This window comes from Bradyrhizobium sp. Mp19 (assembly GCF_029952935.1).
GTDB classification, from domain to species: Bacteria; Pseudomonadota; Alphaproteobacteria; order Rhizobiales; family Xanthobacteraceae; genus Bradyrhizobium; species Bradyrhizobium elkanii.
Genome location: NZ_JASAUT010000031.1, coordinates 79608 through 95775 on the forward strand (window position 1 = coordinate 79608; position 16168 = coordinate 95775).

At 65.9% G+C, this 16168-nt stretch carries 13 protein-coding genes; 9 read left to right on the forward strand and 4 right to left on the reverse strand.

Features of this window, described 5'->3' with window-relative positions:
• Positions 1–115 precede the first annotated feature (115 nt).
• Positions 116–1474, reverse strand: coding sequence for a metallophosphoesterase (locus QJT82_RS28705; RefSeq protein ID WP_028342539.1), 1359 nt, complete (start codon positions 1472–1474; stop codon positions 116–118).
• A 148-nt stretch (positions 1475–1622) separates the two neighbouring features.
• Between QJT82_RS28705 and QJT82_RS28710 the strand changes: the two genes are divergently transcribed.
• Positions 1623–2714, forward strand: a complete 1092-nt coding sequence (locus tag QJT82_RS28710) for a mandelate racemase/muconate lactonizing enzyme family protein (RefSeq protein WP_028342540.1) — start codon at positions 1623–1625, stop codon at positions 2712–2714.
• Between the two features lie 17 nt (positions 2715–2731).
• On the opposite strand, the gene QJT82_RS28715 is transcribed toward QJT82_RS28710, so the two are convergent.
• Positions 2732–3163, reverse strand: a complete 432-nt coding sequence (locus QJT82_RS28715; protein WP_028342541.1) for a hypothetical protein — start codon at positions 3161–3163, stop codon at positions 2732–2734.
• Positions 3164–3515: 352 nt separating this feature from the next.
• Here QJT82_RS28715 and QJT82_RS28720 point away from each other — a divergent pair, with 352 nt between their 5' ends.
• From QJT82_RS28720 to QJT82_RS28745, 6 genes are all read left to right on the forward strand, one after another.
• A complete protein-coding gene (locus QJT82_RS28720; RefSeq protein ID WP_028342542.1) occupies positions 3516–4934 on the forward strand; it encodes a M20 family metallopeptidase in 1419 nt (472 codons plus the stop codon).
• Positions 4935–5405: 471 nt separating this feature from the next.
• On the forward strand, positions 5406–7196 hold the full coding sequence (locus tag QJT82_RS28725; protein WP_028342543.1) for a peptide ABC transporter substrate-binding protein: 1791 nt from the start codon (positions 5406–5408) through the stop codon (positions 7194–7196).
• A gap of 272 nt (positions 7197–7468) precedes the next feature.
• Positions 7469–8425: an ABC transporter permease gene (locus QJT82_RS28730; RefSeq protein WP_028342544.1), complete on the forward strand. Its 957-nt coding sequence runs from the start codon at positions 7469–7471 to the stop codon at positions 8423–8425.
• A complete protein-coding gene (locus QJT82_RS28735; protein ID WP_028334911.1) occupies positions 8391–9308 on the forward strand; it encodes an ABC transporter permease in 918 nt (305 codons plus the stop codon). Before QJT82_RS28730 ends, QJT82_RS28735 begins: the two co-directional genes overlap by 35 nt.
• Entirely contained in the window at positions 9305–10285 is a 981-nt protein-coding gene (locus QJT82_RS28740; RefSeq protein ID WP_155258632.1) for an ABC transporter ATP-binding protein, read from the forward strand. The genes QJT82_RS28735 and QJT82_RS28740 overlap by 4 nt, the downstream gene beginning before the upstream one ends.
• A complete protein-coding gene (locus QJT82_RS28745; protein WP_028342546.1) occupies positions 10282–11250 on the forward strand; it encodes a dipeptide ABC transporter ATP-binding protein in 969 nt (322 codons plus the stop codon). Before QJT82_RS28740 ends, QJT82_RS28745 begins: the two co-directional genes overlap by 4 nt.
• Positions 11251–11387: 137 nt before the next feature.
• Here QJT82_RS28745 and QJT82_RS28750 read toward each other — a convergent pair whose 3' ends face one another.
• A complete protein-coding gene (locus QJT82_RS28750; protein ID WP_028342547.1) occupies positions 11388–12377 on the reverse strand; it encodes a LysR family transcriptional regulator in 990 nt (329 codons plus the stop codon).
• 100 nt (positions 12378–12477) lie between these two features.
• On the opposite strand from QJT82_RS28750, the gene bla reads away from it, so the two are divergent.
• Complete coding sequence (bla, locus tag QJT82_RS28755; protein ID WP_063607103.1) at positions 12478–13377, forward strand: class A beta-lactamase; 900 nt, start codon at positions 12478–12480, stop codon at positions 13375–13377.
• A 34-nt stretch (positions 13378–13411) separates the two neighbouring features.
• Here bla and QJT82_RS28760 read toward each other — a convergent pair whose 3' ends face one another.
• On the reverse strand, positions 13412–14833 hold the full coding sequence (locus QJT82_RS28760; protein WP_028342549.1) for an amidase: 1422 nt from the start codon (positions 14831–14833) through the stop codon (positions 13412–13414).
• Positions 14834–15041: 208 nt separating this feature from the next.
• Between QJT82_RS28760 and QJT82_RS28765 the strand changes: the two genes are divergently transcribed.
• A complete protein-coding gene (locus QJT82_RS28765) occupies positions 15042–15956 on the forward strand; it encodes an ankyrin repeat domain-containing protein (protein WP_196238200.1) in 915 nt (304 codons plus the stop codon).
• The last annotated feature ends 212 nt before the right edge of the window (positions 15957–16168 follow it).

A 16168-nucleotide genomic window follows, 5' to 3' on the forward strand; every position in this document is an offset into this window, starting at 1 on the left:
CCGGCGTCTGATTTTTCCGTGGCCATTCATTGGAGCCAATGCGACCGCAATGCGGGCGTCGAAGCCCGCTCAACCGCGGCGTCGACGTCCAGCGCGTCGATCCGGGCGCGACTGACTACAATGCGATGACGGAAATAGCGATCCCGAGCCGTGGTCCGGCATAGCGCTTGTCATCCGGCCCACCCTCGCCGCACCCGACGTTCCAGACCGCCGGCCATGTGAACCGCTCAAGCCCCGTTGCCGATATCGCCGCCCACGATGTCCAGCGCGTGTCACCGCTGCGTCGCCACAGCACGCCGCCCGGTCCCATGTCCGGGTAGAAGGCGATGTCGAGGTCGAAATCGCTGTTGGCGCCGAGATCGGGACCGATCCAGTAATAGGGACTGCGTCCACGCTCACGTCCAAGGATCAAGGTGAGCGTCTGGTTCGGTCCGCGCAAGCCCAGCCAGAGCGGTGCGATCACGCCGGGCGCGGGCGTGCAGAGCAGCGTTTGTGGCGCGGCAGTTGCCGCGGCGGTGCGGCCCGACAGTTTCAACGCGATGACCGTCGCAGGCGCCAATGTCCCCGACAGCGGTGCAGGGCTGGTCCCGCGCGGCAGCGGCGACCACGCGGCCTGGTCCAGCGATGGTAGCGGCCATGTGAGCTGCTCGCGCACCACACCTTCGGTATCGAGCACCTGATAGCGAAACCCATCCTGATCGAGCGCGGCTTGCACGCAATGCAGATACTCGACGCCTTCGGGCATCCGGTGCGCGGTGCCCGCACCCGCCGTGCAGACCTGCAGCACACTGCGATGAACCTGGACGTCGAAGGCGAGAATGTGGCTGCACAGATAGGCGGTGACATCGGCGCGGACGAGGATATCCCAGAACCGCTCGCGATATTCGTGGCCGATCTCGCGCTGATAGCTGCCGCTGTAGCCGTTGATGGCGTACACGGGATGATGGCCCAGCACCAGCTTGTGCCTGGCGTCCTCGTGCTGTGCGAGGACCGCTTGCAGCCAGTCGGTCTCGACATGCCCCTCGCCGCCGAGGCCGCTCCAGAGCGTGTGCACGAACACCATCAGGAGATCGTCGCGGCGAACCCAGTAGGACAGCCCATCCTGACCGGGCGGGCCGTTGCTCGGCAGCTGCAGCACCTCGCGGAACACCGCCTCGCTCATCTCGTCATAGGTGGTGTGGTTGCCGGTCGTGTGCCACAGCGGCACCACGCGCCGGTCGAGCCAGGACATCTCGACCTCGAACCAATGCCGCCATTGCGCGCGCAGCGCGTCTGCATCGGCGGTGAGGCCGATGATTTCGTCGCCGGGGAACAGAATGAATTCGGGCGCAGGATGCAGCCGGCGCACCACGTCGTTCACCGACGCGAAGGTGCGCTCATGCAGCGCGCCCGGAACGCCCGAGCAGGCATCGGCATAGATCACGAACTGGTGGCCCGAAGTTCTCGGCAACAGAGACGGAATTGCATCATCCATGGTCGGACCACGTCCTCGCGAGCCACATCATAGAGGAAGGCAGACTGATCGCTCAAGGCAGACATTCGCAGGCGCAAGGTTGCGGCCGACAGGCGCTTCTGGGATCGTGCGCCGCGCATTGCATTCGTCCATGACAAGGAGTTCCGGCGTGGCCATCCTCAAGGACTTCAGCATCGGATTCTACAAGATCCCGCTCCCGGTGGTGCTCAGCGACAGCACGCATGGCGAGATCAAGGCGTTCGAGCTCGTCACGATCCGCGCCCGCGATGCCGACGGCGCGGAAGGCACCGGCTACACCTACACGGTCGGCCGCAATGGCGGCGCCGTCGCCGATATCCTGGGCCGCGAAATCGGCGAGATCGCGCGCGGGATGGAGGCCGACGACACCGAGCAGCTTTGGCACAAGGTGTGGTGGGCGCTGCATTATGGCGGCCGCGGCGGGCCGGCAGTGCTGGCGCTGTCCGCGCTCGACATCGCGTTGTGGGACCTCAAGGCGCGGCGGGCATCGCTTCCGCTGTGGCGGCTGCTCGGCGGCTTCGACCGCCGCGTGCCCTGCTATGCCGGCGGCATCGATCTTGATCTGCCGCTGGATGGTTTGCTGAAGCAGACCGACGACAATCTCGCCAAGGGCTTTCGCGCCATCAAGATGAAAGTCGGCCGGCCGAGCCTTGCGTCCGACGTGGCGCGCGTGAAGGCGATGCGCGGCCATCTCGGCGACGAGTTTCCGCTGATGGCCGACGCCAACATGAAATGGACCGTCGAGGAAGCGATCCGCGCCGCGCGCGCCCTGCAACCGTTCGACCTGACCTGGCTCGAGGAGCCGACCATTCCGGACGACGTCGCGGGACACGCGCGCATCCTGCAAGCCGGCGGCGTGCCGATCGCAGCCGGCGAGAACCTGCGCAGCCTGTGGGAGTTCAAGCCCTATATCGCCGGCGGCGCGCTGTCCTACGCCGAGCCCGACGTCACCAATTGCGGCGGCGTGACCAGCTTCATGAAGATCGCCCGCCTCGCCGAGGCTTTCAATATTCCGGTCACCAGTCATGGCGCGCATGACATCACCGTGCATCTGCTGGCGGCGTGCCCGAACCGGTCGTATCTCGAGGCGCACGGCTTCGGCCTCGATCGCTATATCGAGCATCCGCTGGTTCTGGAGCAAGGTATGGCGATGGCACCGGATCGCCCGGGGCACGGCATCGCCTTCGACTGGAAAGGCCTGGAGCGGCTCAGCGCGGGATGAGGGACGGCTGGCTTGGGCTATCGGCTACAGTGGCGGATGAACCTTACATCCCTGGCGTACAGGTACGTGTAAGGGTCCACCTGTTCGAGCGCATGGTGCCGCATCACCCAGTCGCGAACCTCGGGCGCATAGGCCGACATCATCAGCTGGGTCTCGCCGGGGTTCATGCTGCGGTCGCCGTGATGTGCAGCGTGAAACATGAAGTAGCCGCTCGGGGTAATGCAGATCTTGTTGAGGGGAACGGTCCCCAGGACCGTCGTGCAAGAAGACTTGCAGCGACCATCGATCACCACGCGATCATACTCCGCATTGACTTGCCGGTACTTGTAGATGTGCGCGGCGGTGTTGCCGCCAGGGTCGTGAAGATAGTAGATCTTCTCTGCGCGTGCGAAACCCGTCATTACCAAGGTGAAGATCGCGATACTGACCACGGCGAGTATCCGATGCATATCACTTCCCCTCTTGCGGCCCTCTCTACTTCAACGGGCATTGCGGCATGAGTACTATGCGTGAATCGGTTTCGCAACTTCCGCTGTTGAACCCTTGGGCGGACACAATTGGACATGTTGGCGACATCCGCTGTTGAAACCAAGCCGGAAGACATAACCTCAAGTCGCGGATCGGGTCTGCGAGCAGGCGCCCTAGTCGCGCTCACGCCAAGCTGCTAGCCTTTTGCGCTTCGGATTGCCCAAGGCGCGATGAGATCATCGCGCTTTGGCTCATTGTCTGAGCATGATCCTTTCGGAAAACCGCTTCACACTTTTCCGGATCATGCTCTAGCGAGTTAAGGGATCGGAGCAAATGGACAACCGTAGTGATGTTTGGCGCGGCGTCGACGCGATCAAGCCGCGTTTCATCGAATTGAGCGACCGGGTCTGGGCGATGCCGGAGGTCTGCTACACCGAGGCGCGCTCATCCGCCGAACATCTGGCCGAACTGCGCCATCAGGGTTTTCGCATCACCGAGAACCTCGCCGACATCCCGACCGCGGTGATGGGCGAATGGGGCGAAGGCGGCCCGGTGATCGCCTTCCTCGGCGAATATGACGCCCTGCCCGGCCTCAGCCAGGAGGCCGGAATCGCCGAACATCGCCCGGTCGAGAGCGGCGGCCACGGCCATGGCTGCGGCCACAATCTGCTCGGCTCCTCCGCGCTGCTCGCCGCGACCGCGGTGAAGGACTGGCTCGCCGCCAACAAGGTGCCGGGCCGCGTGCGCTATTACGGCTGTCCCGCCGAGGAAGGCGGCGCGGCAAAGGCCTTCATGGTGCGCTGTGGCGCGTTCGAGGACTCCGACATCGCCATCACCTGGCATCCGCACAGTTTCTGGGAGGTGGCGGTGACACCGTCGCTCGCCAATACCCGCGCCGACTTCATCTTCACCGGGCGCACCTCGCATGCGGCGGCCTCGCCGCATCTCGGCCGCAGCGCGCTCGATGCGGTGGAATTGATGAATGTCGGCGTCAACTACATGCGCGAGCACATGCCGAGCGACGCCCGCGTGCATTACGCGCTGCTCGACACCGGCGGTATCGCGCCCAACGTGGTGCAGGCCCATGCCCGCGTGCGCTATTCGATCCGCGCCCGCGACCTGCCCGGCATGAACGAGCTGGTCGAGCGCGTGCACAAGATCGCGCAGGGCGCGGCGCTGATGACCGAGACCAAGGTGGAGATGAAGATCATCTCCGCCGTCTCGAACATCCTGCCCAACACGCCGCTGGAACAGACGCTGCACCGGATCATGGAAGAGCTCGGCCCGCCGCATTTCGACGATGCCGATAAGGATTTCGCCGGCAAGATCCGCGCGACCCTGACCGACAAGGACATCGCCTCGGTCTATTACGCGATCGGCATGGAGCCGACCGACCGGCCGCTCGCCGATTTCCTGGTGCCGATCGACGCCAAGCGCAATCCGCTGATCGGCTCGACCGACGTCGGCGACGTCAGCTGGGTGGTGCCGACCGTGCAGGTCCATGCACCGACGGTTGCAATCGGCACGCCGTTCCACACCTGGCAGGTTGTGGCACAGGGCAAGACGCCGGCCGCCCACAAGGCGATGGTGCAGGCCGCCAAGGCGATGGCCGGCCTCGGCGTCAAGGCGCTGATGGAGCCGGAGCTGATCGCGGCCGCCAAGGCCGACCTCAAGAAGCGGACCACAAGAACGCCCTATGTCAGTCCGCTGCCGACGAATGTTGCACCGCCGTTGGACATGTCGATCGCCTAAGAGCCGCATTGAGAGTGGGCCGGACCTGCTCTCCGGATCAAGCAATCGCATATCCACATCGTCATGGCCGGGCTTGTCCCGGCCATCCACGTCTTTCTCACGCGGAAACGGCGACGTGGATGCCCGGTACAAGGCCGGGCATGACGAGTTTGTGGAGGGATCGAGCGCATATGCGATAGCTCGGGCTTCAGATGCGAACTCCGGCCTGCGTGGCAAAAAAGCATCTCGGAACAAAGGATAACGAACAAATTTTCCGCACTGCGAGGCGCGCAAGGGCGCGCTTTTGGCGCCGATCTGCTGAACCGATGTGCGGCGAGGGGAGGTTCTGCACAAGCGATAGCCAAAAGACCTAGGCGCTGACGGGCGGGAGGCGTTGACCTTCGCGGTCATTCGGTGTGCCATCCTGCCGCCAACACGGCGGCCGGTTCCACGGCCCGCCGCAATAACCAATTGAGCCGGACCGAGGGGACAATGTTCGAGAAGAATCTGCGAGGCATGATCGACGAGGTGAAGGACGGGCGGATGGATCGCCGCGCCTTCGTCAAGCGAATGATTGCCGTCGGCCTCACCGCGCCGATGGCCAACCAGATCCTTGCGATCGGCGGCGTCGCGATGGCGCAGAGCCCGAATCCCTACAAGCCGACCAAGCGCGGCGGCGGCGGTCCGCTGAAGCTGTTGTGGTGGCAGGGCCCGACCCTGCTCAATCCGCACTTCGCCACCGGCACCAAGGACCAGGACGGCTCGCGGCTGTTCTACGAACCGCTGGCAAGCTGGGACGTCGACGGCCATCTCAACCCGATCCTCGCCGCCGAAATCCCCTCGATCCAAAACGGCGGACTTTCCAAAGATGCCAAGACCGTGGTCTGGAAACTCAAGCCCGGCGTCAAATGGCATGACGGCAAGCCCTTCACCGCCGACGACGTCGTGTTCAACTGGGAATATGCCACCGACCCCGCGACGGCAGCGGTCTCGAGCGGCACCTATTCCGGCATGACCGTGGAGAAGGTCGACGACCTCACGGTCCGCATCAAGTTCAAGGATCCGACGCCGTTCTGGGCCAACGCGTTCGTCGGCGCCTATGGTTGCATCATCCCGAAGCATTTGTTCGCCGAATACAAGGGCAGCAAGTCGCGCGAGGCGCCGAACAATCTGAAGCCGGTCGGCACCAGCCCCTACAAATTCGTCGAGTTCAAGCCGGGCGATCTGGTGCGCGGCGAGATCAATCCCGATTACCACATGCCGAACCGGCCCTATTTCGACACGATCGAGATGAAGGGCGGCGGCGATGCGGTGTCGGCGGCGCGCGCGGTGATCCAGACCGGCGAATATGATTTCGCCTGGAACATCCAGGTCGAGGACGAGGTGCTGCTGCGGCTGGAAAAGGGCGGCAAGGGCAAGACGCTCTATGCCGTCGGCGGCGACATCGAATTCATCGCCATCAACTTCACCGACCCGAACACCGAGGTCGACGGCGAACGCTCGTCGATCAAGACCAAGCATCCGATCCTGTCGGATCCCGCGGTGCGCAAAGCGCTGGCGCTGCTGGTCGACCGCGACTCCGTCAAGAAGGTGATCTACGGCCGCGCCGGCCGCGCCACCGCCAATTATCTCAACGGCCCCGAAGAGTTCGTTTCCAAGAACACCAAGTGGGAGTTCTCGGTCGAGAAGGCGAGCGCGCTGCTCGAGCAGGCCGGCTGGAAGGTCGGCTCCGACGGCATCCGCGAGAAGGATGGCAAGAAGCTGAAGCTCCTGTACCAGACCTCGATCAACGGCCCGCGGCAGAAGACCCAGGCGATCGTCAAGCAGGCTTGCCAGAAGGCCGGCATCGACGTCGAGCTGAAGTCGGTGGTGGCCTCGGTGTTCTTCTCCTCCGACGTCGCCAATCCCGACACCTATTCCAAGTTCTACGCCGACATCGAGATGTTCCAGATCCCGATGACGCAACCCGACCCGGGCCTGCACATGCGCCGCTATCTGTCGCGCAATGTCGCGACCAAGGAGAACAAGTGGCAAGGGCAGAACTTCCCGCGTTGGGTCAACAAGGATTTCGACGCCGCGATCGAGGCGGCCGATACCGAGACCGATCCGATCAAGCGGGCCGAGCTCTACATCAAGTGCAACGATCTGATGTGGCAGGACACGGTGGTGATCCCGGTGATGCACCGCCTCGCAGTGGAAGCCTGCTCCAACACGGTGCGGCCCGCGCTCTCCGGCTGGGCCAACCAGACCGACAATCTGCAAGACTGGTATCGTGAAACCTGAGACGTGACGTGCTCGGAATCGAACGGGCACTCTTCTCCCTCTCCTCGTTCTTACGGGGTCGAGACGAGCGGAGCTCGCTCTTGGAGGGCGGGGTGAGGCCCTATCCGCAAATGCGTTGGAAGGTGAGTTCGTGGAGAGTCCCTCTCACCCGGAATTCAAGGTGCGCTTGAATTCCGACCTCTCCCCGCACGCGGCGCGAGGTGAAGCTCGCCTTTCGACTGGAAGCAAGATCAACGTGCTCAAGGTGCGAGCGTAAGTTAGATGATCTCTCGATGAGTCAATATATCCTGCGCCGTCTGATGATCGCGATCCCGAGCCTGCTCGGAATCTCGCTCGTGCTGTTCGTCGTGCTGGCGCTCGCGCCGGGCGATCCGTTCAGCGAGCTCGCGACCAATCCGAACGTGCCGCCCGAGGTGCAGGCCGCGCTGCGCGCCAAGTTCGGCCTCGACGACCCGATCTATCTTCGCTACCTGCACTGGCTCGCGGCGATGGCGCAGGGCGACTGGGGCTTCTCCTTTGTCAGCCGGATCAATGTCGACACCCTGATCCTGCAGCGGCTGCCGACCACGCTCTACGTGATCGGCTCGGCCCAGCTGCTGGCGCTGCTCATCGCGATTCCGGTCGGCGTCTATGCCGCCACCCGGCCCTACTCGATCTTCGACCAGCTCGCCAACACCTTCGCCTTCATCGGCTTCTCGCTGCCGACCTTCTTCACCGGCATCCTGTTCATCCTGGTGTTCTCGGTGAAGCTGGACTGGCTGCCCTTCGTCTACACCGACGTACCGGGCAGCGGCATTCGCTGGCTGCTGGAGATGATCCGGCAGGCGATCATGCCGGTGATGGTGCTTGGCCTGTTCCAGGCGGCATCGATGACCCGCTTCGTGCGCTCGGCAATGCTCGACGTGATCCGGCTCGACTACGTCACCACCGCCCGCGCCAAGGGACTCGGGCAGGCCAAGGTGATCGTCAAGCACGTGATGCGCAACGCGATGATCCCGGTCGTCACGCTCATTGCGCTGCAAATGCCCGCCGTGTTCGGCGGCGCCATCGTCACCGAGCAGATCTTCCGGATTCCCGGCATCGGCTCGCTGCTGATTTCCTCCATCCTCGCCAATGACACGCCGGTCGTGATGGCCGTGACCTTCGTCTTCGCGTGTCTCGTGGTGCTGTTCAACCTGATCGCAGATGTCCTCTATGGCTGGCTTGACCCTCGCATCTCCTTCCGCTGAGCGGCGCGGCTATTCGCCCTGGCGCGAAACCTGGCGGCGCTACCGCCGGCACCGGCCGGCCGTGGTCAGCGCCGTGCTGCTGCTGCTGCTGATCGCGGCCGTCGTGATCGGCCCGTTCGTCTGGCGCGTCTCGATCAGCGACATGGACGTCGTGGCCGGCCTGCAGGGGCCGTCGCTGGCGCATCCATTCGGCACCGACGATCTCGGCCAGGACCTGCTCGCCCGCATGATCTATGGCGGGCGCATCTCGCTCGCGGTCGGCCTCGCCGCGATGCTGGTCTCGGTGTTCGTCGGCACGCTGATCGGCGCGCTCGCCGGCATGTCGCGCGGCGCGCTCGGCTACGCGTTGATGTGGCTGACCGACTTGTTTCTGTCGCTGCCGCAACTGCCGCTGCTGTTGATGCTGATCTATCTGTTCCGCGACGGGCTGAAGGCGATGTTCGGCCCGGAGGGCGGCATCTTCATCCTGATCGTGCTGGTGATCGGCGGCTTGCGCTGGATGCCGGTCGCGCGCCTGGTGCGCGCCCAGTTCCTGTCGCTGCGCGAGAAGGAATTCGTCGAGGCGGCGCGCGCGCTCGGCGCAAGCCCGGTGCGGCAGGTGGTGCGCCACATCCTGCCCAATGCGCTGGGACCCGTGATCATCGCCGGCACGATCGACGTCGCCGCCGCCATCATCGCGGAATCGACGCTGTCGTTTCTCGGCCTCGGCTTTCCGCCGGATACCCCGACCTGGGGCCGCATCCTCTATGACGCCAAGGACTTTCTCGACATCGGCCCGCATTGGGCGCTGTTTCCGGGCGGCGCGATCTTCATCGCGGTCGTCGCCATCAACTTCATCGGCGACGGGCTGCGCGACGCGCTCGACGCGCGCAAGGTGATCTGATGGCGCTGCTCGACATCAAGGGCCTGAAAACCCATTTCACCACCGACGACGGCATCCTCCAGGCGGTCGACGGCGTCGACATCAGCATCAACCGCGGCGAGACGCTGTGCGTGGTCGGCGAATCCGGCTGCGGCAAGACCGTCACCGCGATGTCGATCCTGAAGCTGATCGCGATGCCGCCGGGCAAGATCGTCGAAGGCGAGATCATCTTCGAGGGCCGCGACCTGGTGCCATTGACCAGCCATGAGCTCGACGACATCAGGGCCAAGGAGATCGGCTTCATCTTCCAGGAGCCGATGACCTCGCTCAATCCGGTGCTGACCATCGGCGAGCAGATCGCCGAGAGCCTGCGCCGCCACGAGGCGGTGACCAAGAAGCAGGCGCTCGAGCGCACCATCGAGATGCTGAAGCTGGTGCAGATCCCCAACGCCGCGGGCCGCGTGCATCATTATCCGCACCAGTTCTCCGGCGGCATGCGCCAGCGCGTGATGATCGCGATGGCGCTGGCCTGCCGCCCCAAGCTCGTGATCGCCGACGAGCCGACCACCGCGCTCGACGTAACCATCCAGGCGCAGATCCTCGACCTGTTGCAGGACATGAAGGAACGCTTCGGCATGGCGGTGATGCTGATCACGCACGCGATGGGCGTGGTCGCCGAGACCGCGCAGCGCGTCGTCGTGATGTACGCCGGCAAGGTGGTGGAAGAGGCGCCGGTCGACGAACTGTTCGGCAATCCCGGCCACCCCTACACCCAGGGCCTGATCCGCTCGATCCCGCGCATCGATCTCGACGCCACGCACAAGACCCGACTGGAGGCAATCGGCGGCTCGGTGCCGATCCTGATCAACCCGCCGCCCGGCTGCCGTTTTGCCGCCCGCTGCAAATACGCCATGAGCATCTGCACCGAAAAGGAGCCGCGGCTGCGCGAGATCGCACCCGGCCATCGCATGGCCTGCCACCTCGGAGACGCGTCATGAGCGAACCGCTGCTGCGCGTTTCCAATCTGAAGAAGCACTTTCCGGTGCTGGGCGGCCTGCTCTCGCGCGAGGTCGGCCAGGTCTATGCGGTCGACGGCGTGTCGTTCTCGGTCAACCGCGGCGAGACGCTCGGCCTCGTCGGCGAATCCGGCTGCGGCAAGTCGACCACCGGCCGCTGCGTGCTGCGCCTGATCGAACCGACCTCGGGCGAAATCGTGTTCGACGGCCGGAGCGTCACCGGCCTCGGCGGCGGCGATCTGCGCGCCATGCGGCGCAACATGCAGCTCGTGTTCCAGGATCCGTTCGCCTCGCTCAATCCGCGGATGACCGTCGGCGCGATCCTCGGCGAGCCCTTTATCATCCACAACCTCGTGACCTCGGCCAGCGAGCGCGAGGACCGCGTCGCGAGCCTGTTGGTCAAGGTCGGGCTGAAGGCCGAACACATGCGCCGCTACCCGCACGAATTCTCCGGCGGCCAGCGCCAGCGCATCGCGATCGCCCGCGCGCTCACCTTGGAGCCGAAGCTGATCGTGTGCGACGAGCCGGTCTCCGCGCTCGACGTCTCGATCCAGGCCCAGGTCATCAACCTGCTCGAGGATCTGCAGGCCGAGCTGAACCTCACCTATCTGTTCGTCGCCCACGATCTCTCTGTCGTGGAGCACATCTCCGACCGCGTCGCGGTGATGTATCTCGGCCGCATCGTCGAGCTCGCCAAGGCCAGCGATCTCTACCGCAACCCGCAGCACCCCTACACCAAGGCGCTGCTCTCGGCGGTGCCGGTGCCGGATCCCAAGGCGAAGCGCGACCGCATCCGCCTGAAGGGCGACGTGCCGAGCCCGATGAATCCGCCCAGGGGCTGCCACTTCCACACCCGCTGCCCGATCGCCGAAGAGCGCTGCCGGCAGACCGCACCGGAACTGCTGGAAGGCAGGAACGGGCATTCCGTGGCGTGCCATCTCGCGTAGAGTGGATCGCCTGCGACGATCAAACTGTCGGCACGACCACTCTTTCACCGTCACCCTGAGGAGCGCGCAGCGCGTCTCGAAGGGTCGACGGCCCCGCTGGTGGCCGTGCATCCTTCGAGGCTCGCTCCGCTCGCGCCTCAGGATGACGGGGCAAAAAGCTTCGCCCGCCGCCGCCTCTTCGCAGTCTTTGTCTTTGCTTTGGCTTTCGTCTTGGGCCGCGCGGCCGGCGCCTTCACCTGCGCTTCCTCGCTCTCGCTCGCCTCCGTCCGCAGCGTCTCGAGCAGCCAGTCACGAAACGCGCGCATGCCCGGCGTCACGTCGCGCGACTTCAGCCAGGTCAACCAATAGGATCCCGCCGGGACCTCGGCCGCGAACGGCCGCAGCAGCCGGCCGGAGGCCAGCTCATTTTCGAACATCGCGATCGGCACCAGCCTGACGCCGACGCCGCGCGCGGCGGCCTCGGCCATCGCGACCGAACTGTCGAAGATCGGCCCCTGGATTTTCGGACACGGCGCGCCGGCGACTGCAAACCATAGCGGCCATTCCTCGGCGCGGTAGGACCGCAGCAAGAACTCCTGTGCGAGATCGGACGGCTTGCGCAGCCGGTCCGCCGCGTCGGGGCAACACACCGGCGAGAGCGGCGCGGACAACAGATGGATCGCCTCGGTGCCGTGCCAGGAGCCGTCGCCGAAGCGCAGCGCGAGATCGAGCCCGTCGCCCGCGATGTCGACGCGGTTGTTGTTGGTGAGCAGGCGCAAATCGATATAGGGATACGCGCGCTTGAAGCGGTCGACCCGTTGCAAGAGCCATCCGGTCGCGAACGTCGTGACGCAGCCGACGGTCACGACCTCGCGCGTGCCCTTGGCCTCGATGCGGTCGATCGCGACGCCGATCCGGTCGAGCGCGTCCGACAGCACCGGCAGCAGCGCCAGCCCTTCGTCGGTGAGCACCAGCCCGCGCGGCAGCCGGCGGAACAGGCTCGTGCCCAGGAGATCCTCGAGTTGCTTGACCTGATGGCTGATCGCGGTCTGCGTCACGCGCAGCTCCATCCCGGCGCGGGTGAAGCTGAGCAGCCGCGCGGAGGCCTCGAAGGCGCGCAGCGCGTTCAGCGGGAGATGCCGGCGCACGGCGTCATGACCAAGTTTTCCTCATGTCTCGCTGTATAAATGATTGTTTGTGCGCCGTCACGCCGCCCGGCAGGTTCGCGCCGCCAACGGGAGATTCGACATGCTGACGAGACGGACATTTGGATTGCGCGCGCTGGGCCTTGCGGTGTCCTGCACCCTGCCACGGTCAGGCGCGGCCGCGGAACAAGGCGAGCCGGCGCAGCGGCTGCAGCAGGAGTTTGCGCGCATCGAGCTGGCAACCAGTGGCCGGCTCGGCGTCGCCGCGCTCGACATGGAGACGGGATTGCGCGCGAGCCGGCGCGGCGACGAGCGGTTCCCGATGTGCAGCACCTTCAAGGCGTTGGCCTCGGCTGCGGTGCTGCACCGGGGCGACCGCGGCGAATCCAGCCTCGATCAGCAAATCCGGTTCGAGGCCAAGGATATCTTGGCCAACTCGCCCGTCACCAAGGAGCACGTCGCCTCGGGCATGACGCTTGCCGAGCTTTGCGAGGCCGCCATCACAAGGAGCGACAACACTGCGGGCAACATGATCCTCCGCGAGATCGGCGGGCCAGCCGGCCTGACCGGCTTCTTCCGCACCATCGGCGACAATGTGAGCCGGCTCGATCGCTGGGAGCTGGCGCTGAACGAGGGGGTATCAGGCGATCCGCGCGACACCACGAGCCCGGTGGCGATGCTGAAGAACCTGCAGCGCGTCGTGCTCGGCAACGTTCTGCAGACCGTCTCGCGCCAGAAGCTGGCGGATTGGATGGTCGCCAACAAAACCGGCGACGCCCGGCTGCGTGCCGGCGTGCCCCGCGACTGGCGGGTCGCCGACAAGACCGGCACCGGCGAGCGCGGCACCTACAACGACATCGGCGTGTTCTGGCCGCCAGGCCGCAAGCCGATCGTGGTGACGGTTTACCTGACCGGGGCAAGTGCCCCCATGGAGAAGTGCAACGAGGTGATCGCCAATGTCGCGCGCGCCGTCGCCAATGCGAGCACCGGGCAGAGCGGCTGAACCAGCGACGCCGCGATCAGCGTCTCCGACAACGTCAGGTCGGCCAGCGACCAAGCAAGTCGCTCGCCGCCTCGAACAACGCTGCAACGCGCAACAATTCGGCATCGGCCCGGAAGCGGCCGACCAGGTGCAGTCCGATCGGCAGGCCGTCGCGGCCGAAACCTGCGGGGATGCTGACGGCGGGATGCCCGGTCATGTTGAACAGCATGGTCCAGGGAAACCAATGCGGCCGCACGCTGTCGAAACTCCGGCCGTCGATCTCGATCGTGCCGAATAGGTCCTGGTCGATCGGCAACGCCGACCGGGTCAAGGTCGGCATCGCCAGGAGATCGCCGCGCGCGAACAGCGACTGCACCCGGCGGAACAGCGCGGTGCGCTCGAACATCGCCCGCTGGTAGTCGACACCGCTGACCTGCGCCGCCAGCGCGAGCTGCTTCAGGAAGGTTGCGCTGAGATCATCCGGATGATCGGCGGCGAGCTTCTCGAAGCGGGTGCGCCAGACGGTGTGATTGATCGCACGCCAGATCGGCTCGATGTCAAAGCCGTCGCCGGAAAACTCTTCGAGCTCGGCGCCAAGGCTCGAAAGACGGTCGAGGCTTGCCTTGAACGCCGCAGCCACATCTGATGTGACCGGGCGCCCCGGCGGCGACACGCAGAACAGCACCCGTCGGCCCTTGAGGTCGCCGCGCGGCGCGGCAAGCCCGAGATAGTCGGGGACCGGCACCCCGATCGACCAGGGGTCCGACGGATCCTCTCCCGCCATCGCCTGCATCATCAGCGCCGTATCGGCAACGGTGCGCGTGGTCGGTGTGACATAGGTCTGGTTGCCGAAAGCATCCTGCACCTGGCTATGCGGGATCACCCCATTGCTCTGCTTGATTCCGACCACGCCGTTGCAGGCGGCGGGAATCCGGGTGGAGCCGCCGCCATCGGTCGCAACCGCCAGCGGCGCGATGCCGCTCGCGACGGCCACCGCCGCGCCGCCGCTGGAGCCGCCACTGGACCGCTCGGCACTCCATGCATTCCGCGTCCGCCCGAACAGCGGCGAGTCGGTCAGGCACTTGCTGCCGAATTCCGGCGTCGTGGTCTTGCCGATTAATATGCCGCCCTGGGCACGGAGGCGGGCCACCGCGACGGCGTCATTGTCGGGCACGTTGTCCCGGTACGGCACCGCGCCGAAGGTCGTCCGGACGTCTTTGGTGCTGACGATGTCCTTCACGGTGAAGGGGATGCCGTGGAGCAGACCGGGCGGCTCGCCGGCCGTGATTTGCCGCTCGGCAGCTTTCGCCTGCGCCATCGCCGCATCGCCGCACAGCGTGATGAAGCAGTTCAATTCGGGTTGCAGCCGCTCGGCACGGGCGAGCACCGCGCGCGTAACCTCGACAGGCGAAACCTCCTTGCGGGCGATGCGCCCACGAAGCTCAACGGCAGACAGCAGACACAGATCGTCGCTCATTTGGGCAAGGACTCGCGCAGGCATGGTCGACGCCCGCATCGTGCCGCGCGGCATGCGGCAAGTCCATCGGCTCGGACGCATGGCGAAAGGCCGCGGCGCCGCGACGAGTGCATGGCCTGCCGGGTGCCGGCGGGCCCTTCCCGGCCGCGCGGCTTGGCAGCGACGGAGGATCATGCGACGCTCGATCCGCCATACGGAGGAACACGTCTTGTATCGCCGCCTCGCCCTCGCCGCGCTGATCGTTGCCGGCAGCGTGCACGGCAGCCTCGCGGCGGCCGATCCGGCACGGTGCCGCGAGCTGATCCGCAAATACGAAACCGACAAGGCCCAGCTCAGCGCGGTCGAGATCTCGCTGTCGCTGTTTGCGGCCGCCAATGCCGATTGCATCAACCTTGCCACCGAGCTGCTCGATCACGGCGCCTCCGTCGACGCGCGGGACCGGCTGGGCGCAAGGCCGCTGAGCCACGCCGCCCGCTCCGGCCATCTTGCCATGGTCGACCTGCTGCTGGCGCGCGGCGCGCCGGTCGATGCGCGCAACCTCGCGGGATCGACCGCGCTGTATTTTGCCGCCGAGCACGGCCATGTCGCGATCGTGCAGCGGCTGATCGACCGCGGCGCCGACGTCAATCTCACCGGACGCAGCGGCGCCTCCCCGGTCGCGGCCGCCGCCTATGCCGGCAGGGACATGGTGGTGCGCATGCTGCTGGCGCACGGCGCCGACGGCCGCAAGGCCGACGACACCGGCAAGCCGCCGGTCGTCTATGCCGCGGCCGGCGGCCAGCTCGGCATCGTCAAGCAGCTGCTCGCGCGCGAGATCGACATCAATGCGCGCTACACCAACGATCTGACGCTCCTGATGTGGGCGGCCGGGCCGGATGAGACCGTGCCGGAGGCGCAGGCGCTCGAGGTCGTCTCATACCTGCTGGAAGGCGGCGCCAAGGTCGACGACCGCGATGCGCGCGGCCGCACGGCGCTGATGATCGCAGCCGAAGGCAATCATCCGGCGATTGCCAGGACACTGCTGACGCATGGCGCCGACCCTGCGCTGGCCGACAAGGCCGGCAAGCATGCCGCCGATCTCACCATCCTGTCGGCGCTGCGCGAGGAGCTGACGCCGCGTTAGCTATCGCGAGGGCAGTGCGCCCCCTCTCCCGCTTGCGGGGGAGGGCTGGGGTGGGGGCTCTCTCCACGAATCATTTGGTGGAGAGAGCCCCCACCCGCATCGCATCTTCGATGCGATGCGACCTCCCCCGCAAGCGCAGGGCTATCGCATGTGACCGAGGAGTTCGAAGACGAACGCATCGTTCCATCCGGCGCGTTTGAGCTTGCCGCGCA